This window comes from Mesorhizobium sp. (assembly GCF_004963255.1).
In the GTDB taxonomy this organism is placed as follows: Bacteria; Pseudomonadota; Alphaproteobacteria; order Rhizobiales; family Rhizobiaceae; genus Mesorhizobium.
The window spans coordinates 22,464-45,081 of sequence record NZ_SUGA01000045.1; the positions used below are offsets into that span (position 1 = coordinate 22,464).

The following is a 22,618-nucleotide window of genomic DNA, read 5'->3' on the forward strand; positions in this document are numbered from 1 at the left end:
GATGCCTCACCTAGCGAGTTCGTAGCGTCTGGCTTTCTCCGGAGAAGACCCAACAATTTGGGCGCATGCTTTGCGCCGCCGCTGAAGGCGCTCGAGATCTTCTGCTGGAATATGGCAACGGAAGATATGGCCAGGCTCCATTTCGGTCAGCGGTGGCTCCAAAGTCTCGCAGATTGCGCCAAGCTTGCGTGGGCATCGGTTTTGGAAGACGCAACCGGAAGGCGGATTGGCCGCGGAGGGAATTTCCCCAGAGAGCCGAATGCGGCTATCCTGGGACTCGTCCAGATTAGGGACTGCGGAAAGAAGCGCTTCGGTATAGGGATGGTTGGGTCCCTCGAATACCCGCTCTGATGGTCCCATCTCCATGATCCGCCCCAGGTAGAGAACGGCAATTCGGTCGGAAAGATAACGTACGACCCCAAGATCATGAGAGATGAAGACATAGCTGACGTCCCGTTTTGCCTGAAGCTCGGCCAGGAGATTCAAAATCGCCGCTTGGACCGAGACGTCGAGCGCGGAGGTGGGTTCGTCGCAGACCACGACACGAGGGTCCCCGGCAAAACTGCGCGCTATGGCGACACGCTGCTTGAGTCCGCCGGAAAGCTGAGATGGGCGAAGCGCTAGATGTTGAGGCGTCAGTCGAACTGCCTCCACGAGCGCGTCGAGACGACGAGATAAGTCGGCGCCTCGAAAACCGCCGAGCCTTCGCAACGCACGGCCAATGATGCGGGCGACCGCATGAGAGCGGTTTAGCGCCGAATCCGGGTTCTGGAAGACAATCTGTACTGCCTTCACCTCTTCGTCACAGCGCTGCCCGAGGCCGGCGGCAAGGGGCTTGCCGTCAAGCTCAATGGTCCCACCAGGATCTGGCTGGACGAGGCCTAGGAGCATTCGAGCTAACGTGGTCTTCCCAGACCCGGACTCGCCGACCAGACCGAGTGTTTCCCCCGGCAGCAGGCTTAGTGACACGTCGGCGACCGCACGAATCGGATGGCCGCCCTGACTGTAGGTTTTCGAGAGATTGCTAACTCGGAGTACCGGCGCGGCCTCGGATGCAGGTCTCGCTGGCGCCACATCGGCCGGCGAGCTACGCGGAAGGTCAGCCGCCCGATCGGGGTAATGGCAACGCACGAGCCGACCGTGGGCGTCCCCCAGCTCCGGAATTTCCGTCCGGCAACGGCCATCGGCGAGCGCACAGCGCTCGGCGAAGGGGCAGCCCGGCATCGGCGCGCCAGGCGAGGGCAGGAAACCAGGAATGGTGTCGAGCCTTGCGTGATCCTTTCGCTGCCCGCCCTGTGGCAGGCACCGCAGAAGCGCTACTGTGTAGGGATGGCGCGGTGAACCTAATGTCTCTCGCGTCAGACCTTCTTCCACCAGCATTCCCGCATAAAGAACGCCAACGCGGTCGCACATCTTTGCCACTACCGCGAGATTGTGGCTGATGAACAAGATTGACGTGCCGAGCTCGCGCCGCAGATCTGTGATAAGGTCAAGGACCTCGGCCTCCACGGTGGCGTCGAGGCCAGTTGTGGGCTCGTCGAGGATCAGCATCGTCGGTTCGTTCGCCAGCGCCATGGCGATCGCCACCCGCTGCTGCATCCCACCTGACAGCTGATGCGGATAGCGCCGCATCACAGAGCCGGGATCGGCTATCCGAACCTTCTTCAGCATCTCGAGCGCACGAACTTCGCGCTCGGCCGGACGGACGCCTACGACCTCGAATACCTCGGCCAGCTGCCGCCCAACCGTTAGCGAAGGGTTTAACGCTTTGCCTGGGTCTTGGTAGACCATCGAAACCCGATTTGCCCGGAGTTGCCTCAGCGCTTCGGGCCCAAGCCGCATCACATCCGTTCCGTCGAGCATAACCGATCCGCCAGTGATACTGCCGTTCCGCGGCAGGTAGCGGACTGCAGTCAGCGCCACGGTGGACTTGCCGCAGCCCGACTCGCCTACCAGCCCGTACGCCTCACCACGCGCTATCGTGAAGCTTACCTCACGCAGCACTGCGCGGTCCCGCCCGCCGGTGCGGTAGGCAACTGAAAGTCGATCTAGGCACAGCGCCGGTTCAGTCATTGAGGGCCCCGTGCAAGCCATCGGCCGTCAGATTAACTCCGACCACGAGGCTAGCGATGGCTAGGGCGTCGAACAGCACCGTCCACCAATAGCCGCCGCTGATCATCGAGTAGTTGGTCGCGATCGACAGCCCCCAATCCGGCGAGGGCGGCTGTAGGCCGAAGCCGATGAAGCTCAGGGTGGCGACTGCGAAGATCGCATAACCTAGGCGCACCGAGGATTCGACGAGGATGGGGGGGAGTATGTTGGGCAGGATTTCGACGAACATAATATGAATCGCATTCTCGCGGCGGAGCTTGGCGGCGGCGACGTAGTCGAGCTCCCGCTCCGACAATACCGCAGAGCGGACGGTGCGGGCGATGACTGGGCCAAAGGACAGGCCAATGACGATGATTACCGTCGTCTCGGAGGTGCCGAGCGCGACGATCGCGAGCAGCGCGACAATGACCGACGGGAGCGCCATCTTAGCCTCGATCAGACGCGAGACGACGTCATCGATGACGCCTCGGAAATAGCCGATGAAAAGACCGAGCACTGTCCCCACGGCGGTCGCCAGGATCGTCGCTAGAGGCGCGACGATGAGAAGATCTCGCGAGCCGACGATGACGCGGGAAAGGATGTCGCGGCCGAGTTGATCGGTCCCGAACCAATGTCTTGCCGAGGGAGGCCCGAGCGCGTTGAGGATATCCTCGGTGAGCGGGTCGTAAGGCACGAGGTGTCCGCCGAATAGGGCGCAGACCACCCAGAAAAGCACGAGGGTCATGCCGGTCAGGAAGGATCCTGATTGGAACAGCGCCGCGACGACGTCCTGGCGCCGGCTACTAGGCTCGGCGTTAGCAACGTTTGTCATTGGCTCTCCTCCATCCGGATTCGCGGGTTGAGGAGGGAATAGAAGACATCGGCGAGCAATGTCGCCACCGCATACGCGATCCCGATGATTAGCACGCAGGCCTGCAGCATCGGGAAATCCTTGGCTCTGGCCGCGTTGAAAATCAGCGACCCGATGCCCTGGTAGCGGAACAACGTCTCTACTACCAAAAGGCCGCCAATCAGGTAGCCCGTCTGCGTGGCTACAACGGTGATCGTGGGCAGCAGCGCGTTCCTGAGGACATGCCGCCAAATGACCTGCCGCCAACGCAGGCCCTTAAGGACCGCGGTACGAGTATAGTCGGAGTCGAGCGCCTCGATCATGCCCGCGCGGGCCATGCGGGCAATGTAGCCGAACAGGACGAGCACGAGCGGTATCGCGGGCAAGATCAAGTGGTAGAGCTGGGTCAAAGCACCCGCGCCGTCAGGCCAAGCGGCGGAGATCGGCAGCCAGCCTAGCCAGACCCCTAAGACTAGGATCCCCAAAATGCCGGTGACAAACTCTGGCATAGCGGCCGCCGATAGACCGGCGAGACTGATAATGCGGTCGGTTGGCCGGTTGACATTCAGCGCGGCCACTACCCCACCAAAGATCCCGAGTGGCACGACGACGAGGAAGGCCACCGCCGCCAACTTCAGCGAATGGCTGAGGGCGGGAACTACAAAGTCAGCGATGGGAGTACGGTATATGTAGGACTGGCCCATGTCGCCTTGGACAAAGTGCCAGATCCAAGTGCCGTATTGCACGAAGAGCGGTCGATCGACGCCAAGCTGGTGATTCAGCGCATCTACCGCCTGCTGATCGGCAAAAGGGCCAAGGATGGCGCGAGCGACGTTGCCGGGCAAAATCTGCCCGAGAAAAAAAACGAGCAGGCTCAGCACGAACAGTGTCACGAACGAATAGGCGAGGCGCCGGGCGAGGAAGCGGTTCATCAGGTCTACCTAAAAGCGCGAAAGCGTGGCGGCGGCGGACCGGCGCGTACCGGTCCGCCCAACCGACGTCACACAATTCCCGCGCCATGAAGGAAGAGTTGCCCCATGGCCGTTGGCTGAGCGCCGACGACGCCCTTCTTGGTCGCGGTCAGGTGGTCGAAGAAGTAGCTGAAGAGCATGGGCGTTTCCTGAAGCAGTAGCCGCTGGATCTTGCCTGCATTTTCCCGCTGCGCCTCTAGGTCGGATGAGGCGATATAACTTTGGACCAGCCTGTCATATTCCTCGTTCTGGAACTTGGCCGCATTCCAAGCACCGCTGCTCGTCAGAAGTGATTTGAGAAGGACATTCGGCACACCCCGGTGACCCCAGTCGGCAATCCCCATTTCCGCGTCAAGCCAAGGCGACTTTCCGGGGACCGCATCGCCAAAATAGGAGCCTCGGTCCATGATGTTGAGTTTAAGATCGATGCCAATTTCCTTCACCCAGCTCTGGATAAGCTGTGCAAAGGCCGGAATCTCTTGAGTATGCGGGGCAGTAAGCGTCGCCTGAAAGCCTTTCTCAACCCCCGCCCCCTTCATCAGCTCTTTTGCTTTTTGGATGTCCTGTTTGCGCTGCGGTATTGACGGATCGGTTGAGGGATAGATCCACGCGAACGGGCTGTCGTTGCCGATGGCCGCCTTGCCCTTCATCAGGCCATTCACCAGTTTCTCGCGATCGAGACTCAGCGCCACCGCTTGGCGGATTCGCGCGTCTTTGAACGGGCCCATGTGACAATGCATATGGACTCCCTGATTCGCGGTTGATGGGATGCTGATTATCTCAAAGTTCGGGTCGTTTAGCAGTGCCACGCCCGCAAACGCGGGCAGTTTGTTGATGATATCAGCCTGCCCAGCCTGAAGCGCGAGGATTTGCGGCTGGATGTCCTGGTAGAAGGTGAATTCTGTCTTCGCCGGCAGGGCCTTTGGGCCCCAATAATCTTCATTGCGGACGAAACTTGCACCAACGTTCCTCGTGAATTTGTCAATTTTGAAGGGACCTGTGCCGTCCCAGGTTGTCTCGAAATCCCCGGCGTAGTTCGCCGGTAGGATGATGGCATTGTAGTTGTCGGAGGACACCAAATAGGGGAAATTGCCGTTCGCACCGTCAAGATGGAACTCGACGGTGTAGTCGTCCACTTTCCGGGTGGCACCCTTCTGCAGGATTCCCTTGAATACCGAGAGCGCGTTCGAAGAATTCTTCGGATCGGCCAGCCGGTCCATGGTGGCAACGACATCATCGGCTATCATCTCGCCGCCAGCATGGAACTTGACCCCTTTGCGCAACGTGAAGGTCCAGACAGTGCCGTCCTGATTGGGCTTCCAGCTTGTCGCGAGGCCAGGCTTTAGCATAAGGTCCGGCCCGTCCACACAAAGGAACTCGCCGACCTGCTGAAACATCAGTATCGGGCCGTAGTCCCCCGCCAGGACAGGGTCGATCGCACCGGTCGGCGCGGCGCATGCAACCCGAATGGTGGCGCCCGGCTGAACGTTCGCCCGCGCTACAGAAGGTGCTGCGCTGAAGCCTGCCGCCAACGCAACCCGTCCAAGGAACGGGAGCGAGAGGCCAAGCAAACTGCCGTGCCGCAATAAATCGCGGCGGCTCACGCGGCCATCGACGTAGCTATCGACCAGATGGTTCTCGACGGGGGTGAGACTGGAGCGAAGCTTATCGAGCAAGTTGACGTTTCGTGTCATGGCGGTTCCCCTTGTTCTTGATATTGGAGCCTGCCGCGCTGTTTCAGGTCAAATTCAGTTTTGCTATCCTTGCGATCTAGCAACGAGATGGGGGGCAAGCTGGACGCGCCCCCGGGCACAGATGACGGTGTCGCGCCTTTGTCGAGCCGCCGAAACGATCGCAGCAGAATGCCGTTCGTTGGTGGCTGGATTCAGATCAAGCACATGAATCCATCTCGCCCCTCGATCAAATTAGCATTCATGCCATTGTTGGCGAGGCATTCGCGGCCATCGGCACCCCCCCGTTGCCAACCCGCAGGCATTTCAGGATTGGGTCGTGCCGGACATGCCATCCCCCGAACCCGGCAAGATTTATCTCTGCGGGCAATTCGTTCCCGCGCAGCCCCTAACGACGCGTGAAGGCCTCCGATTGAGCGGGAGTCGGGTGCTCAGAGCGCCTTTTCGAGTTCCGGCAGGATAACGAAGAGATCGCCGACGATGCCGTAATCGGCGACTTGGAAGATCGGCGCCTCCTCGTCCTTGTTGATGGCGACGATGACCTTGGAATCCTTCATACCGGCGAGATGCTGGATGGCGCCGGAGATGCCGCAGGCGATGTAGAGGTCGGGCGCGACGACCTTGCCGGTCTGGCCGACCTGCCAGTCGTTGGGGGCGTAGCCGGCGTCGACCGCAGCGCGTGAGGCGCCAACGGCCGCGCCGAGCTTGTCGGCGACGGGCAGGATGACTTCCTGGAACTTTTCCGAAGAGCCCAGCGCGCGGCCGCCCGAAATGATGATTTTGGCCGAGGTCAGTTCGGGACGGTCTGTCCCCGAGAGCTTGTTTTCGACGAAGGTCGAGAGGCTGGGATTGGCCGCAGCGGCGACCGTTTCGACCGGAGCCGAGCCACCTTCGCCAGCCGCCTGGAAGGAAGCGGTGCGGACAGTGATCACCTTCTTGGCCGCGCCCGACTGCACTGTCTGGATAGCGTTGCCGGCATAGATCGGACGCTTGAACGTGCCGGGGGCGAGCACCTCGATGATTTCCGATATCTGGGCGACATCGAGCAAGGCGGCAATGCGCGGCGCGACGTTCTTGCCCGACGATGTCGCCGGCGCGACGATCGTGTCGTAGCCGTCGGCCAGCGAGACGACGAGTGCGGCCAGCGGCTCGGCAAGGCGCTGCTCGAGTTCGTCGGCCTCGGCCAGCAGCACCTTTGTGGCGCCCTTTAGCTTCGCGGCGGCGTCCGCGGCCGCCTTGGCGCCCTTGCCGGCCACCAGAACGTCGACGTCGGAACCGATATTGAGTGCTGCCGTCAACGCCTTGGCGGTCTGGTCGGACAGCGATGCATTGTCGTGTTCGGCAATCAGAAGAATAGCCATTTGCTTTTCCTTATCTCGGCGTCGGCGTCATCACGCGCTGGATGCCGGTGTTAAACCTGTCGTGCGCACGGCGACACGCTCAAAGCACGCCGGCTTCGTTCTTGAGCTTGTCCACCAGCTCGGCAACGGTCTTGACCTTGACGCCTGCCTTGCGGCCGCCCGGTTCCTCAGTCTTGAGGACGGTGAGCCGCGGCGCGACATCGGCGCCGAAATCGGCGGGAGTCTTCTCGTCGAGCGGCTTCTTCTTGGCCTTCATGATGTTTGGCAGCGAAGCGTAGCGCGGCTGGTTGAGGCGCAGATCGGTGGTCACGATCGCCGGCATCTTCAGTTCAACGGTTTGCAGGCCGCCATCGACTTCGCGCGTCACCGTGGCCTTGTCGCCGACAATCTCGATCTTTGAAGCGAAGGTGCCCTGGCTCCAGCCGAGCAGCGCCGAAAGCATCTGGCCGGTCTGGTTGGCGTCGTCGTCGATCGCCTGCTTGCCGAGAATGACGAGGCTTGGCTGTTCGGCTTCGACTACGCCCTTCAGCACCTTGGCGACGCCGAGCGGTTCGGTCTCACCGTCGGTCTTGACGAGGATGGCGCGGTCGGCGCCCATGGCGAGCGCGGTCCGCAGCGTCTCCTGCGCCTGCTGGGGTCCGATCGACACGACGACGATCTCATCGACCTTGCCGGCTTCCTTGAGCCGGATCGCCTCTTCGACGGCGATTTCGTCGAACGGGTTCATCGACATCTTCACATTGGCCAGTTCGACGCCCGAACCGTCCGACTTGACCCGGATTTTCACGTTGTAGTCGACAACCCGCTTCACGGGCACAAGAGTCTTCATGTGTAGATCACCTAACGTTGTCGCTTCGATTGCCGGATCCTGTTCTAGCCAGGACTTTTCCAACAAGTTTCCTGATTGTGCGATTGATGATCCCGCTCCGGGCGTCTTTGCTTTAGCCAACCCGATCGTTCACTCCCACAGACGTTACATATCGAAGGGCCGCCGCATGATCGCTTCATAAAGACGGCACCTGGCGCGCATTTTAGGCGAAACTCCGTCCGATACGGCCCGTAATCTGCTCGAACCACTGGTGCCGGGCAAACTGGCGACCAGTGCGCTGTTGGAGTAGGGCAATCGTCACGCGGATCAGTCGTCATTTATGCGCGACGGTTCCGTCGGAAGAATTCGTTTGTGTGAACATTTGGAATTGAGATTCCCGATCGACCGCATATGACTGCGCCTGAGCCCGCTTTGTATGTCCCGTCGGCAACGTCTCCCCCTCTCTCTATTGACCATCCTGTCGATCTCGATTCCAGATCGTCGAGATATGCAAACTGAATTGGAGGAGGCGGTGTGGCCGAATTACAGTGGCGTAAATATTGCTATTAGCGATCAACTGTCACGCGGGGGATAGCTTGCAAGGGGTTGAACGTTTCCGAGAGCTTCACGCGGAAGCAACGGAGTGGCGCCGGCATCTACATCGGAACCCCGAACTTGGCTTCCGTGTGGAGAAGACGGCGCAATTCGTGGCCGAAAAGCTAGCATCCTTCGGTATAAACCACATCGAAACGGGCATAGCCGAAACCGGCATTGTCGCTGTCATCCAAGGAGAAGGCGGAGAAGGGCCCACTATCGGGCTGAGAGCCGATATGGACGCGCTCCCCATACTCGAGGCCTCTGGAAAGGACTGGTCCTCAGAGACCCCTGGGCGAATGCACGGGTGCGGTCATGATGGTCATTCAGCAATGCTGCTCGGCGCGGCCAAGCACCTGGCCCAAAACCGAAACTTCCGGGGTTCCGTTGCGCTAATTTTCCAGCCCGCAGAAGAGATACTGCCGTCAGGCGCCCAGAAGATGGTTCAGGAGGGATTCCTTGACCGGTTCAGCATTTCCCAGGTATTCGGCCTACACAACACACCGGGTGTCGAAGTCGGCAAGTTCGCTACCTGCCACGGCCCAGCTCTGTCTTCGTTGGATGACTTCGACCTCGTCATAAAGGGAAAAAGCGGCCATGCGGCACGGCCGCACGAGGGCATTGACCCCATCGTCATCTCCGCGCAGGTGATACTGGGCCTGCAAACCTTGGTATCGCGCCTGACGAACCCGCTCGAGGCGCTAGTGATCTCCGTCACCAAGATCAATGCAGGGACAGCCTATAATGTCATACCCGAGCAGGTAGATTTGGCCGGCACGGTAAGGACATTTTCACCCGCGCTGAGCGCCTTCGCCGAAGTGAAAATGCGCGAATCCGCACAAAGCATCGCTCGCGTGTTCGGTGGTGACGCCGAGCTCGATTATCGGCGGGACACTCCGGTCACGGTGAACCACCCTGCGGAGACGGACCTCGCGATAAAGGCGGCGCAGAACCTAGTGGGCACCGCGTCAGTAAACCCAAAGATGAGTCCCCGTAGCTCTTCTGAGGATTTTGCCTTTATGCTCAAGGCGCGACCCGGAGCTATCATGTACCTCGGCAACGGGCCGACTGCCGCATTGCATAATCCAGCCTACGACTTTGACGATGAGGCTCTCCCCTACGGTATCGGGTACTGGGTCACTCTTGTCGAAACCGTGCTCGCGCCGCAGTCCTAGTCTGAATGTCCTAACAGAGTCGCTGTCGGCGGGGGCTGAACAAGGCCTTCGGTGACGTCCTGCAAACGCCGATTCTCAGACAGGCTTCAGCGACCCATCCGGTTTCAACAGTAGGAAAGCTATTTTGCGCAATGTGATCGACGGCAAGGCCGTTGCGGAAGACGTGATGGCGACGGTGAAGGACCTTGCAGCCAAGCTGAGCGGTATGAAGCCCGGTCTGGCGGTGGTAATCGTAGGCGAGGACCCAGCAAGCCAAGTCTATGTCACGGCCAAGAGCAAGAAGGCGAAGGAGTGCGGTTTCCACTCCATTCAGCACACGCTGCCCGGCGACACGGTTGAAGATGATCTCCTCAAGTTGATCGCAGACCTGAACGCCGATCCGGCGATCCACGGGACCCTTGTACAACTGCCGTTGCCTGGCCATCTCGATTCCGGCAAAATCATCCAGGCCATAGCGCCTGAAAAGGACGTCGACGGCTTCTCCTTCGTCAATGTAGGCAAGCTTGGTACGGGCGCGTCGGAGACGGCCTTCGTGCCCTGCACGCCCGCAGGCTCGATGATTCTAATCGAGCGGGCGCGCGGCAAGGATTTGGCGGGTCTCAACGCTGTCATCATAGGCCGATCCAACATCGTCGGCAAACCGATGGCGAACCTTCTGCTTGCCGCCAACTGTACCGTGACGATCGCCCACAGTCACACCAAAAGCCTGCCCGAAGTGTGCCGCAACGCCGATATCCTCGTCGCCGCGGTCGGTCGGCCTGAGATGGTCAAGGGCGACTGGGTAAAGCCGGGCGCCACTGTCATCGATGTTGGCATCAACCGTATCGCGGCGCCGGAGAAAGGTGAAGGCAAGCACCGCTTAGTCGGCGATGTCGATTATGCGGGTGCCGCTCGATGACCATCGCGCTATTGATGGCCAATACGCTGATCTCCGCCTGCCTCGCCGCTGGCCTCCCACGCCCTCGGTTTTGAATACGCCGAGACCTTCTCATCAGATCCACCTTTTGCCCCAGGCAGAGCGTGAAATCGGCACGGCGCGGCTTCGACGCGCCAACTCCACGCAAGCGAAGTGATTTGCCGCCTGGCGCGGCTGGCCCTAGTTTTGCATGTCTGAGGATTGGAGATCCGAGCCCTGAGCCTCAGGACATCGGGGAATGCTGAATTGCTGGCTCAACCGGTAAAGACGACGGTCTTCTTGCCGTTGAGAATCACCCGGTCCTCGAGATGGTACAGCACCGCGCGGGCTAAGACTCGTCGCTCGATATCCCTTCCCTTACGGACGAGATCGTCGGGGGTATCCTTGTGCGAAATGCGTTCGACATCTTGCTCGATGATCGGTCCTTCATCGAGGTCCGAGGTGACGTAGTGCGCCGTCGCGCCGATCAACTTGACTCCGCGCTCGTGCGCCTGGTGATAGGGTTTCGCGCCCTTGAATCCTGGCAGGAATGAGTGGTGGATGTTGATGCACCGTCCGGCAAGCTTCGCAGACAGACCATCTGACAGAATCTGCATGTATCGAGCCAGAATGACAAGGTCCGTATTCGTCTCCTGGACGAGGTCCCAGATTCGGGCCTCCTGCTCCATCTTGTTCTGCTTGCTGATCGGCAGGTGGTGAAACGGCAGTTCTGCCAAGTCGGCCGATGCCCCGTGTTCGTAGCCGTGATTGGAAACCACAGCCGTGACTTCCATCGGCAATTCGCCTGTGCGCCATCGGTAGAGCAGGTCCGCCAGGCAATGGTCAAACTTTGACACCAGCAGCATCACCCGCTTTACCGACGACGCCGGCCGGAGGGTGAAGGTCATTGTCAGACGCTCGGCGACTTCATTTACCAGAGACGCAATCTCCGCCTCGGATTTCGCGTGACCGAGTCGACCAAATAGAACGCGCATGAAAAAGCGCCCTGTCTCAACGTCATCGAACTGTTGAGCGTCGAGAATGTTGCACCCTGATTGGTAAAGGAGACCTGATACCGCAGAGACGATGCCGGGTCGGTCGGGGCACGAGAGCGTGAGAATCATCGATTGCTCGGCCGTAACAGCCATCGACTGGGAACTCCTGGTAGGTCGAATGGGACGAAACATGCGCCGCGCTAGCGCGCAGCACACAGTTCGGCGGAAACTAAACTTTCCAGCTCCAGCCACTCGCCTTTCACACGCGTGCGAGCCGCGTCGTAGAACGGGCGAAGGGAAGCAATAGCGGCGTGCCTTTGCCCGGCTATCTCGACTTCGAACCTCCCGTCCTTGAGCCACTGGGCGCTCACGCCTAAGTCAGCGTGCAGATAGCCCATGCCTATGCCGCAGCCTACTGTGTGGCCAAAGCCGGCAGAGCGCAGATAGCCGACAAGAACCCCGTCGCGCCAGACCGGTTCCGACCCGAACATGAGCGGAGCGTCACCAGGAACGGCCAACTGAACGAGGCGTCGCCGCGGGGTCTTCCCACGCTCGGCTTCAAGGGCAGTACGGCCGATGAATTCTGACTTCTTGTCCCAAGCAACCGTAAAGCCGAGGCCCGATTCCAGTGGCGTGTCCTCGTCACTGACGTCAGAGCCCCAGTCACGGTATCCAGCCTCTAGGCGCAGTGTGTTCAACGCGACATATCCTGCGTGATGAAGCTTGAGATCATATCCCGCGGCCACGATAGCATCATAGATACCGAGCGCTTGCTCGGTCGGGATATGAAGCTCCCACCCGAGCTCGCCAACGAAAGTCATTCGAAAGGCCAAAGCCAGGCCGTAGCCGATCTCGATTTCGCGAGCCGTGGCAAACGGGAATGCGGCATCCGAGAAATCGGCGGGGCTGACGCGTGATAGCAGTTCACGCGAACGCGGGCCCATGACCGACAATGTGACGTAGCCCGATGACACATCTGCGATGGTTACTTGCCCGGCTCTCTTGGCATGGTTCCTGAGCCAGGCGACATCGCGAATACGCTGTACAGCCGCAGTGACGACTAAGAACTCCTCTTCGTCGGTCCTGCAGACGGTGACGTCCGATTCCATGCCCCCGCGCTCGTTCAGCCACGGAGTGTAGACGATACGTCCAATAGGCACGTCGACATCGTTGGTCGACAGCCGCTGCAGGAGGGCAAGTGCATCACGGCCCTGAACCAGCAGATGCGCGAAAGAGGTCTGATCGAAAAGAGCAACGCCCGACCGCGTGGCGGCGTGTTCCGCGCCACTCTGCCGGAACCAGTCATCCTTCCCGAAGGTGGCGTGTGTCGCCGGCTGCACACCAGGCTCACCGAACCATTGCACACGCTCCCATCCTGCAACCTCGCCGAAATTCGCTCCCGCCCGAGCAAGCCGGTCGTGTAGCGGGGAAACCCGTACATTGCGGGCTGTTTTCGGAGACTTGTGCGGCCAGTGCAGATTCCAGAGGTTGCCCACGGCCTCGGTCGTGCGGTCGTAGAGATAGCGGCGATTGCGCTGGAACGGCATGGCGCGGCGCACGTCCATTTCCCAGTAATCGCTTGCGGGAATGCCCGTCGACATCCACTCGGCCATCACCTTGCCGGCGCCGCCCGAGGATTCGATGCCGCATGAATTGAAGCCTGCCGCAACGTAAAGGCCCGCAATGTCGGGCGCCGGGCCGAGCAGGAAGCGGTTGTCGGGCGTAAAGCTCTCAGGACCGTTGAAATTCAGCTGCAATCCCACATCGGCCAGTACGGGCATGCGCTCAATCGCGCGTGTCAGATAGGGCTCGATTTGATCAAAGTCATCGGGCAGCGAGTCGAAGCTAAAATCAAGCGGAATACCGTCCCGGCCCCATGGCTTGGCGTGGGACTCGAAGAAGCCGACCAGCAGCTTGCCGGCGTCCGGTTTGGCGTAGACCGCGGCGTCCATATCACGGATCGTCGGCAGGTCCGCAGGCAGACCTGGAATGGCCTCCGTCATAACGTAAAAATGCTCGGCCGCATGCAGCGGCACCGTCCAGTTGAGATCGGCGGCGACGTTGCGACTCCACAAGCCCGCACAAATAACTACCTTCTCAGCGCGGATAAGGCCCTCGGCCGTCTCAACGCCGACGAGGCGACCCTTGTCCGTCACTATGCGGTTTACTGGTGTCCGTTCCAGAATCTTCGCGCCGCCTTGTCGTGCACCGACGGCAAACGCTCGTGCGGTATCGATCGGATTGGTCATACCGTCAGAAGCGATCCAGGCGGCACCCAGCACGCCACTGACGTCAAGCAGCGGCACACGTCGCTTTGCTTCGGCCGCGTCGATGATTTCAACGTCGAGTCCGAATGATCGACCCATCGAGGAGCCACGGTTCAGCTCCTCCATGCGAGCATCCGTCGTCGCGACGGTGATGGAGCCGGTCTGCCTAAACCCGCTCGGTTGTCCGGTCAGCTGTTCGAGGTCGCGAAATAACTCGGCCGAGTATTGGGCCAACTTCGCCATGTTCTCATTTGCACGGAGCTGGGTGACAAGCCCGGCGGCATGCCAAGTGGTTCCGCACGTCAGTTGATCACGCTCGAGGAGCAAAACATCGCGGTGTCCCAGCCGTGTAAGGTGGTAGGCTATCGAGAGGCCAATAATCCCACCGCCGATAACCACATATTCGACATGGGACGGAAGTTTGCTTTGCATGTTGAAACTCGAGTGAAGACTGCGCCGGTTTCGTCGCGGTCGGGTGGAACACATAAAGAATGATTGTTGGTAGCACCGAGCCCGCAGAGATACGGGCTAGGACATTTCCGAATCGCTGATGTCTGCGGATGCGGTCACACTTCTGCCGACAAGCGAATCCATCCCGTTCTCCGTTTGATCGTTATTTGAAGCCAGGAGATTAAGGACAGACGCAGCAGAGTGTCGCCGAAGGATGACCAGATGAAGCTGAAATTCTGCGTCTTTGGCCACAAAGTTTGAGGAATTTGTTGCATGGTCCACCAGGGCCGTGGTGACGATTTAACGGTTGGGATTCCAGGCGCACATCAGATTCAACGCTGATCTTTGGAGATCAGCCGTGGAGAGCAATGCGCTTTGGGCCCATTAATGGGAACGGATTTACATGATTTGTGCCTGGCGGCACGAAGCCGAGCGGGGTCCGCGCAGATAACGGGCGATTTCTGGACGCGCTGCTGTGATGGCCGGCTCGGGTGGCCAGTGGCGCGACCTGCCCGAACGCCTTGGCGATTACCGCTCGGTGAAGCGGCGCTACTAACGCTGTGAAATGGAGGTTCTCGACGACTTGCCTGGGTGTTGGCGCGGGAATCCGACCTGGAATGGCTAATGATCGACTCGACCATAGTGCGGGCCCATCAACACGCGGCCGCGCTGATCAAAAGGGGGCGGATGCCCAGGGGCCTTGCCCGGTTTCGCGGCGGACTGACCACCAATATCTATGTGGCAAACGAAGCGCTCGGAAGCCCGGTCTGCCTCATCGCGAGCCACGGACAACGCCACGACATCGCCTTCGCTCACGATGTGATCGACGGCTTCCGTCGCGTCGGCACGCGATATGACAAGCGGCTCGCCAACTTCGTGGGCTCGCCGCTATCGCTAGTCTGGCTCAGATAGTTTGACCGTCCGCTTGCGCCCACAGAACCCACGAGCCGCGAGCTGAAGGTACCGCACGCAATCATTTCGAACATCAGACCTAAGATTTAATCGATTGGACTTGTATCGGTGAGCCGGACATGAATACATAAATCCGTCCTAAATCGCCTCTGCGCTGATGGTTTTCTGCGCTGCCGGGGTCTTCTGCGAGGATTTTGACCATTGGCATATCGTGGGTTCCCAAAAAAATACGATCGCATCGACGCTCGCATCCTCGAGCTCGTTCAAAAGAACAACCGACTGACCTCTGACGCTATTGGCGAACAGGTCGGATTGTCCGCGACCGCGTGTCAGCGACGATTGAAGCGGCTACGAGCCGAGGGCATCATAGAGGCCGATGTATCTATCGTGTCAGCGAAGGCGGTTGGAAGACCGATACAGATGCTTTTGCTGGTCACGCTTGAACGGGAGCGTGCAGATATCATTGACCGTTTCAAAAGAGACATCAAATCATCTTTAGAAATCGCCACCGGCTTTTACATTACCGGTGACGCGGATTTCCTGCTCTACATAACAGCCCGCAGCATGGAAGAATACGAGCAGTATACACGTCGGTTTTTTTACGAGAACCGCGACATCAAGAGCATCAAGACGATGGTCGTAGTGGACAGAGTCAAAGCGGGGTTTGCCATCCCGATCGATGATCCCGAGGATGACTAACGTTCGAGAGATTCGAAGGCTGCTTCCCCACTCGGACCTTCCGGTCCGCGCTGCACGATCAAGGGGAGCCTATGACACGAATTTCATCCATTTTCAGCGTGACATTCAGTTTCTCGCCAAGCTTTGGATGGCCTCCAAACGGGAAGCGCTCTTCCATCATGAGCTGTTCTCCGTTGATGTCGAGAATTATCCGGGTTGCACCACCGTAGTAGTGGGTTTCCACGACCCGCCCTTCCCTAGCGTGGCCGGCGGTACCGTCCGGCGAAAGGCGAATGTGTTCGGGGCGGATTACTGCGCTGCCCGGACCTGCCTTCCATTTGCCTGGCAGGCGAAGGCCTAGTTTGGAGACAAAGGTGCCCTCCGGGTCGACTGCTCCTTCCAGCATTGAGCACCAGCCGATGAACTTCGCGACGAACGGGCTTTCGGGCCTTTCATATATGTCGCCGGGTGTTCCGACCTGCTCGATCCTGCCACCATTCATGACGACAATACGATCCGACATGGTCAGCGCCTCCTCCTGATCATGGGTTACGAACAGGGTGGTGACCTCGACGCTGCGAATTACTGCGCGGAGCTCTTCACGCATCCGAACTCGGAGCTGCGCATCGAGGTTCGAGAACGGCTCGTCGAGAAGCAGCACGGCCGGGCGCATGGCCAAAGCGCGCGCGAGCGCGATGCGTTGTTGCTGTCCACCTGAAAGCTGGCTGGGTAGCCGTCCCGCGAGGTGTGGCAGTTCGACCAAATTTAGCATTTCGCTGACGCGCCGATCCCGATCGGCCCTGGTCCAATTTAGATTCTCAAGGCCGAACGCGATATTCTCCGCCACCGTCATATGAGGAAACAGCGCATAGCTTTGGAAAACCATCCCCGTATCGCGCCTATAGGGGGGCTGGTGGGTCATATCCTGGCCATTAATTTCAACGGTTCCGGACGTTGGCTCCACAAAACCGGCAACCATGCGAAGCGTCGTTGTTTTGCCGCAGCCGGAAGGTCCGAGAAGGCAGACCAGTTCGCCTCGTCCTACGCCCAGCGAAACATCCGCGACGGCAACCGCGTCACCATAGAGCTTGGAAACCGACCGCAGTTCAACGACGTAGTCACCCGGATCTCGGACCGACGTTTCAAAATCTTTCGACAAGCTGGCACCTCTTTCTCGCTAGGATAGTGTTTCTGCCCCGATCAGCCGCTCGATTGTCAGAATGACAGCGAGCGTTACAAAGATCATTATACTAGACACAGCTGCGACGAGTGGGTTGTAACTGTGATCCAAGTAAGTGAACAGCTGAACTGGCAATGTCACGTTTCCGCCATATGTAAGGAATACGGAAACCGTTACATTGCCAAAAGAAGTCACAAAGGCAAATATTGCGGCAGACAGTAGGCCTGGCAAGATAAGCGGTAACGTAATACGCCTCACAACTCGCAATGGCGAAGCCCGGAGGTTCATTGCTGCTTCTTCAAGCACGCGGTTGTGTAGGGTAAGGCTGGCGAGAACCGTCCTTACAACATATGGAATCGCAAGTACCAGATGGCCGGCAAATAGTGGGAACATTGTCTGGATAAGATTCATCCACGCAAATAGATACAACAGGCCGATGCCAAGTACGACGGCGGGAACGATTAACGGCGAAAAGGCAAGCGCCTGGAGCAGTCCCTTTCCCGGGAAGTCGAATCGGTTGATGGCGAATGCAGCGGCGAAGCCGATCACGAGTGCCGCGATAGCAACGATCACGGCGACGTAGGTACTGGTCCAAAGCGCGCTCATGAAAGGTTCGCTTTCGAACGCCTTCTGATACCATTGCATGGAAAATCCGGCAGGAGGGAAATCCATTGTTTCCCCGCTCGTAAATGACAAAACAACCACAAGTGCGGCCGGCAGGGCTAGCAAGGCATAGACCGCCACGCGAGTCACCGCACCTGCCACTATCAGAACGTAGTCGGTGAAATCATAACGCATGGCGTCCACCCCTGACAAAACGCGACGCGGCTAAAGCATTAAACGCCGCGGTAAAGCCGAGACCGGCCACAAAAAGAATGAACGCCATAGCCGCGCCAGAAGGCCAATTGAATTCCGACATGATGCGCTCATAGATGAGGCTCCCCAGCATGGGGACGCGGTTTCCGCCAATGAGACGGGGCGTGATAAACGCCGAAATCGACAGCACGAAAACGAGGTTGAAGCCAACAAGGATACCCGGGGTCGCCAGGGGAATAATGACCCTTCGGAAGGTGACAAGGCGGTTGGCACGCAGATTGGATGCTGCATGTTCCAGCACTGGATCGATCTGGGTAACGACACTCATGACTGAAAGAATCATGAAAGGAAGGAATTGCTGAACCAACACAAGGATCACAGCAGGGCGAGCGAATAGGAAAGTCTTCGGCGAAGAAATGATGCCTAGGTTCACAAGAACTGAATTGAGCAGCCCATTGCGGCCGAGCACGATCAACCAACCGAACACGATAACAACGAGGCTCAGCGTCAGCGGCATGATCACGATAATCGTGCGCCACCGCCGAGCCAGCGGAGGAAGACGGGCAAGCGAATAGCCCACTGGAAATCCAATCAACAGGCAAATCAGACTGACGACAAGGCCGTCCACAAATGTGTCCCATAACACCGATGAATAATAGGTATCGGAGAAGAAGCGCAGGTAATGCCTGAGCGTGAACCCATGCCCATCGAGGAGATAGTCACCATCCAAAAAGCTGTACCGAAGAACCCCTATCGCAGGCACCATCAAAAACCCTACAAGAAGCAAGATCATGGGAGCCAGCAAAAGTGCTGCAGTGAGTATCGGCTTTTGCCGGAAAGGTGGTCTCATCATGTTTCCTTCTGACGGTTTGAGCGAGTGCGACAGCAAGGGTTGCGCCCAGTTGCGCACAACCCTTGCTGCCAAAACAACCTGCTCAGCCACGAAGAATTTTGTTGATGCGCTCGATGCGGGCGCTGCGGTCGGCCATCCACTTCTGCCAATCGACCTTCTTTTTCAGCGCGATCCGTTCAGGTGTGTTGAAGGTTAGATCCTTTGCGATTTCATCAGGTAGCTTTACGTCCGTAGTTACGCCGAGCCTCAGTGCCCGAGGCAGGCCAAGCATACCCTCATCGGAAAGCATCTGGTCAAGGAATGCGAATGCTGCCTCTGGATGCTTAGCATTCTTGACAACGTTCATGTACGAGGTTGCCCCATAGATACCCTGCGGCGGATACACGCTTACGATAGGATGACCCTTCGTGCGCAACTCATGCCCTCGAGCATCTGATATTACACCGGCTGAAGCTTCTTTGGTTTCGAACATCTGGATCATCGCAACTGTACTTTGCGCCAGTGCGAGAATATTGGACTTAGCCTGCTCCAGTAACGAATACGCCGGCTCCATGTTGGAGATCGAACCACCGTTCTCCTCTGCCAACGCGAGCAGGTACAGGCTCCACGTATCGAAAGTTGCAGCGGGAAGTGCCACACGGCCCTCAAGGTCGGGCCTGGTCAGGTCGGTGTAAGTAGTTAGTGGCTGCTCGACGAGCTCCGAGTTATATATTGGAATATATGTGAATACGCTGTAGGGAACCCCATACTCGCCGTACTCGCGAAATCCGGGAAGGATGCGTTTGATGTTCGGGACCTCGGCTTCCGTTACTTCCTGGATCAAGTCGGCTTTTAGCGCCTCCACCATGTATGCGCTGTCCGCCTGGTACACGTCGAACGGAGGGTTCTCCTTATTCGCGACGAGCTTGACTAAGTCGGCGGATTGTGTGCCGGCGGTAATCTGGACCTTCAGCCCCGTCCTCTCCTCAAGCGGCGCCGCGACATACTTCTGAATGGTTTCGTCGTATAGTCCACCCCATCCCCCGAAGCGGAGGGTGATACCCGCGAACTTTTTTTCTTGTGCATGGACATAAGGCGCAGCCAGCGTGCTCATGGTGGTCGCGGTGGCGAGTTTCAAAAAGGTGCGTCTCTTCATCTACCATTCCTCCCTTTTGGGTGTAACTGACTGAGGCGACAACAGCGCCGGCAGTCGAATCTGCTAGGTCAGGCAGGCATTTATTGTGACCACCAGCGCTCGCTGAATCATATCCACTGAAGCCACCGACAATTGTAATCGGTTCCTGATCCGGTTTTGATCAAAAGACAGCCTGCCGCAGCAGAAAGGCTGCGCTGCTAGGATGGTTGTTGAAGGTTTCCATTGGCGCTGCGGTGGGCGTTTTTCGCACCGCCGGGATCGGGTGATCTCGATCGACCGTTCCGATCGGGGCTGCCCGTCTATTGAACTGCAGCTGAAGCCAGAGCGGAAGCGATCAAGGCTTGCAGTTCAGACGTAAAGGAAGCGATCATCAACGACCAGCGCGAGGACGGGACACCTGTGAACCTCAACCGAGACGAAGTATTCGGGCATGATATCATCGGAGATGAAGCGGCTACGCCCTGGCTGAAGAAGAACCCTTGCGAAATGTCGATGGTGCTCGCGAACGCCAGCGATACGACGGGACCGGACACCAGGGATCGTCATCAGAAGCCGGCACCTCATCATTGCGAGCATGTCCAGAACCGTCTTGTGCAACGGAGGCGAATACCTCGCACAGTTTACGCCTCGCGTCAGCAGCGACTTGATGACCTCCTGGAGATCGATCAGCCATGCTGTCGGCCAGCTAGCGGATACGCTCCTCGAATTTGACAACGTTTCCGTCCCTCAGCCCAAAATTGCGCAACAGTTCGTGAATGTCGTTATTCAATGGCGATCGCCTTTCGTGGCAGCAGCTTGCGCGTCGTCAGCAGGGCTCGCCGATTCGGGCTCGTCAGCGTTTAGACATGCACAGGACGATACAGATTGAGGTGGTGCCGACAATACAGATTGGTGGCTGAGATAACGACAGGAGGCTGACGACTAGGCCGACGCTTCGCTGCCTCTCTCCCGGACGATGACGCACGCCTCAGGGCCGATATGGGGCGCTACTCCTTCATCGTGCAGACTTGCACTGTTTACTTCCTGCCGGTCTCCCGGCGCACTCAAATCCACACTCTTACAGGTCGAAATGGCGCCTTGAACATCGCAAGCCTCCGAAATTGGTCCTTGGGCTTCGTGCGACACGCTGGAAACCGACACGTGCCAACAGATCCTTCAACTAAATTTGCAGAACCTTTGCGACCGCAGATAGCTGACTATGGTACTTCGCCGCAAAGTCTGAGGGGTAGGCACGGATAAAAAGCTGATGCCTATTCCCGGTCAGACCGCCGCACCCATGCAACGGAGGTTAACCCCAATGACACGAAGAGCGCTCATCCTGGTTGAAGGCCATAGGGGTAACGGTCCGCGATACGTCCAAGCGGCCCAGCGTCTTGGTCTTCATCCGATTACCCTATCGACTGATCCAGCTCAGTACGAATACCTTGCCGCCGAAATGCTTGAGGCAATTCGGGTCGATACAGACAATCTCGATGCGCTTATCCGCGAATGTTCCCGCATAGGTGCGACCTATGACATTGCTGGAATTACGGGCTTTGCGCTCCTCGACGAGTCGATCTATGCGACAGTTGGCAAGCTCTGCCGTCATTTCGATCTACCGGGACCGAACCCCGCATCAATTGAACGGTGCTGTGACAAATTCGCTCAACGTCAGTTCCTCGCGGATGCCGGCGTTCCAATACCTGCTTATCGCTTGGCAGCGGATGCGAGGGACGTAGAACGCGCTGCCGCGGAAATCGGCCTGCCGGTGGTTCTTAAGCCAGCCGTTGGCAGCGGAAGCGTCGGCGTCCGATTGTGCCGCAATGCCGATGAGTTAGCAGAACATACGACCTATTTATTGGGCGGGAAGCACACATGGCGGTCTTCGCCGAGAATACTGATCGAAGAATTCGCACAAGGCCCCCATTATTACGTTCCTATAATGGGAAATGAGCTCATTGGGATTGAGGCCTCGGACTGCCCTCCACCGCATTTCGTCTTCCATCGGGGCATCTTCCCGGCTCTGCTGACTCATGATGAGCATAAGCGTATCGCCAAAATTTCGCTGAGCTGTTTGCGAGCTCTCGGCCTTGGCTGGGGGCCAACGAACATTGAATTCCGATGGACGAAGCGTGGACCAGTCGTCATTGAGGTCAATCCGCGCCTTGGTGCCGGTGCTCCAACGGTTCAGCTGGCTTACGGTGTCGATCTCGTCACTGAGCACATCAAGCTTGTCATCGGCGAGGAATGGAATTTGCGCAGAAGGCATTCACACACTGTAGCCTGGCGGTCCTTACTTCCTGATCGCGATGGCATCCTCGATTGGATCACTGGCGACAGTCGGGCCGCTGCTATACCAGGTGTCGCCGAGGTCAAATTGTATGTCAAACCGAAGACCTCAATCGTGAGGAAAGGCGACTACCGAGACTGTATTGGACATATCAAGGCCGTCTCAACAAGCCCGGCTCGGAGCGAGGCGATACTTCAGCGTGCCGTCGACTCGATCAGTTGGTCGATCACACCATTTCCGACGTCTGGCGGAGAGAAACAATCTGCGGCCCTTCAACTTCCTGCACCGACGCAGGTGGCGCCAGGTAAGAGGTGATCGTCGCCTTCCAGGGGCACGATTCGGGCAGTGGGCGACTCGCGTTATGACAGAGACAACCTGAAAGCGTCGCCGATAATGGGTCGGCGCTGCGACCTCGACTCGGCAAGGGCACATCGGCGTCAGTATCAGAGGCTAGCTATGTCCCTTCAAGCATGTAGCGAACTGCGGCGGCGTGATACCTACAGGTAAGCGGTGTTTCGGGACCATCTTTCGGGAGTGATGTCGATCTGTGAGGTTGCCGGTTCTGCATTGGAATCGGAGATCGGCTTGTGTCTGGACTTGACCTTACGCTTGACCCGGAGCGGCAGC

General features: G+C 58.5%; 15 protein-coding genes and 2 pseudogenes. 5 read left to right on the forward strand and 12 right to left on the reverse strand.

Annotated elements, in window-relative coordinates:
- Positions 1-6: 6 nt before the first annotated feature.
- From E5X34_RS29215 to E5X34_RS29240, 6 genes are all read right to left on the reverse strand, one after another.
- Complete coding sequence (locus E5X34_RS29215; RefSeq protein ID WP_292112958.1) at positions 7-2,073, reverse strand: ABC transporter ATP-binding protein; 2,067 nt, start codon at positions 2,071-2,073, stop codon at positions 7-9.
- The gene (locus E5X34_RS29220; protein ID WP_135920639.1) at positions 2,066-2,923 is read right to left on the reverse strand and encodes an ABC transporter permease; all 858 of its coding nucleotides are present in this window, start codon (positions 2,921-2,923) and stop codon (positions 2,066-2,068) included. The genes E5X34_RS29215 and E5X34_RS29220 overlap by 8 nt, the downstream gene beginning before the upstream one ends.
- Positions 2,920-3,873: an ABC transporter permease gene (locus E5X34_RS29225; protein WP_292112965.1), complete on the reverse strand. Its 954-nt coding sequence runs from the start codon at positions 3,871-3,873 to the stop codon at positions 2,920-2,922. Before E5X34_RS29225 ends, E5X34_RS29220 begins: the two co-directional genes overlap by 4 nt.
- 68 nt (positions 3,874-3,941) lie before the next feature.
- Positions 3,942-5,606: an ABC transporter substrate-binding protein gene (locus tag E5X34_RS29230; protein WP_292112966.1), complete on the reverse strand. Its 1,665-nt coding sequence runs from the start codon at positions 5,604-5,606 to the stop codon at positions 3,942-3,944.
- Positions 5,607-6,034: 428 nt separating this feature from the next.
- Entirely contained in the window at positions 6,035-6,964 is a 930-nt protein-coding gene (locus tag E5X34_RS29235) for an electron transfer flavoprotein subunit alpha/FixB family protein (protein ID WP_292112969.1), read from the reverse strand.
- A gap of 79 nt (positions 6,965-7,043) precedes the next feature.
- Complete coding sequence (locus E5X34_RS29240) at positions 7,044-7,793, reverse strand: electron transfer flavoprotein subunit beta/FixA family protein (protein WP_292112971.1); 750 nt, start codon at positions 7,791-7,793, stop codon at positions 7,044-7,046.
- A 575-nt stretch (positions 7,794-8,368) separates the two neighbouring features.
- On the opposite strand from E5X34_RS29240, the gene E5X34_RS29245 reads away from it, so the two are divergent.
- Complete coding sequence (locus E5X34_RS29245; RefSeq protein WP_135920629.1) at positions 8,369-9,541, forward strand: M20 aminoacylase family protein; 1,173 nt, start codon at positions 8,369-8,371, stop codon at positions 9,539-9,541.
- Positions 9,542-9,665: 124 nt separating this feature from the next.
- Positions 9,666-10,513, forward strand: a pseudogene (folD, locus tag E5X34_RS29250) (bifunctional methylenetetrahydrofolate dehydrogenase/methenyltetrahydrofolate cyclohydrolase FolD).
- A gap of 198 nt (positions 10,514-10,711) precedes the next feature.
- Here folD and purU read toward each other — a convergent pair.
- Both purU and E5X34_RS29260 read right to left on the reverse strand, forming a co-directional pair.
- The gene (gene purU / locus E5X34_RS29255; RefSeq protein WP_292112974.1) at positions 10,712-11,584 is read right to left on the reverse strand and encodes a formyltetrahydrofolate deformylase; all 873 of its coding nucleotides are present in this window, start codon (positions 11,582-11,584) and stop codon (positions 10,712-10,714) included.
- Between the two features lie 47 nt (positions 11,585-11,631).
- The gene (locus tag E5X34_RS29260; protein WP_292112975.1) at positions 11,632-14,130 is read right to left on the reverse strand and encodes an FAD-dependent oxidoreductase; all 2,499 of its coding nucleotides are present in this window, start codon (positions 14,128-14,130) and stop codon (positions 11,632-11,634) included.
- Between the two features lie 428 nt (positions 14,131-14,558).
- Between E5X34_RS29260 and E5X34_RS29265 the strand changes: the two are divergent.
- A pseudogene (locus E5X34_RS29265) lies at positions 14,559-15,060 on the forward strand (hypothetical protein).
- A 201-nt stretch (positions 15,061-15,261) separates the two neighbouring features.
- Positions 15,262-15,759, forward strand: a complete 498-nt coding sequence (locus E5X34_RS29270) for an Lrp/AsnC family transcriptional regulator (RefSeq protein ID WP_135920623.1) — start codon at positions 15,262-15,264, stop codon at positions 15,757-15,759.
- Positions 15,760-15,817: 58 nt separating this feature from the next.
- Here the strand turns inward: E5X34_RS29270 and E5X34_RS29275 are convergent, their stop codons facing one another.
- The 4 genes from E5X34_RS29275 to E5X34_RS29290 form a co-directional block, all read right to left on the reverse strand.
- Positions 15,818-16,843 carry an ABC transporter ATP-binding protein gene (locus tag E5X34_RS29275; RefSeq protein ID WP_292113046.1) on the reverse strand — a complete coding sequence of 342 codons (1,026 nt, stop codon included), beginning with the start codon at positions 16,841-16,843 and terminating at the stop codon, positions 15,818-15,820.
- Positions 16,844-16,915: 72 nt separating this feature from the next.
- A complete protein-coding gene (locus tag E5X34_RS29280; RefSeq protein ID WP_292112979.1) occupies positions 16,916-17,716 on the reverse strand; it encodes an ABC transporter permease in 801 nt (266 codons plus the stop codon).
- Positions 17,706-18,677, reverse strand: coding sequence for an ABC transporter permease (locus tag E5X34_RS29285; protein WP_292572204.1), 972 nt, complete (start codon positions 18,675-18,677; stop codon positions 17,706-17,708). Before E5X34_RS29285 ends, E5X34_RS29280 begins: the two co-directional genes overlap by 11 nt.
- Positions 18,670-19,722: an extracellular solute-binding protein gene (locus tag E5X34_RS29290; protein WP_135920617.1), complete on the reverse strand. Its 1,053-nt coding sequence runs from the start codon at positions 19,720-19,722 to the stop codon at positions 18,670-18,672. The genes E5X34_RS29285 and E5X34_RS29290 overlap by 8 nt, the downstream gene beginning before the upstream one ends.
- A gap of 1,297 nt (positions 19,723-21,019) precedes the next feature.
- Between E5X34_RS29290 and E5X34_RS29295 the strand changes: the two genes are divergently transcribed.
- Positions 21,020-22,306 (forward strand): acetyl-CoA carboxylase biotin carboxylase subunit family protein, encoded by a 1,287-nt coding sequence (locus tag E5X34_RS29295; protein WP_292112985.1) that lies wholly within the window; start codon positions 21,020-21,022, stop codon positions 22,304-22,306.
- Positions 22,307-22,618 lie beyond the last annotated feature (312 nt).

What these genes read in the sequence shown, in the direction of transcription:
- E5X34_RS29215 (WP_292112958.1), bottom strand. Translation starts at nt 2,073, where the DNA reads ATGACTGAACCGGCGCTGTGCCTAGATCGACTTTCAGTTGCCTACCGC.
- E5X34_RS29220 (WP_135920639.1), bottom strand. Translation starts at nt 2,923, where the DNA reads ATGACAAACGTTGCTAACGCCGAGCCTAGTAGCCGGCGCCAGGACGTC.
- E5X34_RS29225 (WP_292112965.1), bottom strand. Translation starts at nt 3,873, where the DNA reads ATGAACCGCTTCCTCGCCCGGCGCCTCGCCTATTCGTTCGTGACACTG.
- E5X34_RS29230 (WP_292112966.1), bottom strand. Translation starts at nt 5,606, where the DNA reads ATGACACGAAACGTCAACTTGCTCGATAAGCTTCGCTCCAGTCTCACC.
- E5X34_RS29235 (WP_292112969.1), bottom strand. Translation starts at nt 6,964, where the DNA reads ATGGCTATTCTTCTGATTGCCGAACACGACAATGCATCGCTGTCCGAC.
- E5X34_RS29240 (WP_292112971.1), bottom strand. Translation starts at nt 7,793, where the DNA reads ATGAAGACTCTTGTGCCCGTGAAGCGGGTTGTCGACTACAACGTGAAA.
- purU (WP_292112974.1), bottom strand. Translation starts at nt 11,584, where the DNA reads ATGGCTGTTACGGCCGAGCAATCGATGATTCTCACGCTCTCGTGCCCC.
- E5X34_RS29260 (WP_292112975.1), bottom strand. Translation starts at nt 14,130, where the DNA reads ATGCAAAGCAAACTTCCGTCCCATGTCGAATATGTGGTTATCGGCGGT.
- E5X34_RS29280 (WP_292112979.1), bottom strand. Translation starts at nt 17,716, where the DNA reads ATGCGTTATGATTTCACCGACTACGTTCTGATAGTGGCAGGTGCGGTG.
- E5X34_RS29290 (WP_135920617.1), bottom strand. Translation starts at nt 19,722, where the DNA reads ATGAAGAGACGCACCTTTTTGAAACTCGCCACCGCGACCACCATGAGC.
- E5X34_RS29295 (WP_292112985.1), top strand. Translation starts at nt 21,020, where the DNA reads ATGACACGAAGAGCGCTCATCCTGGTTGAAGGCCATAGGGGTAACGGT.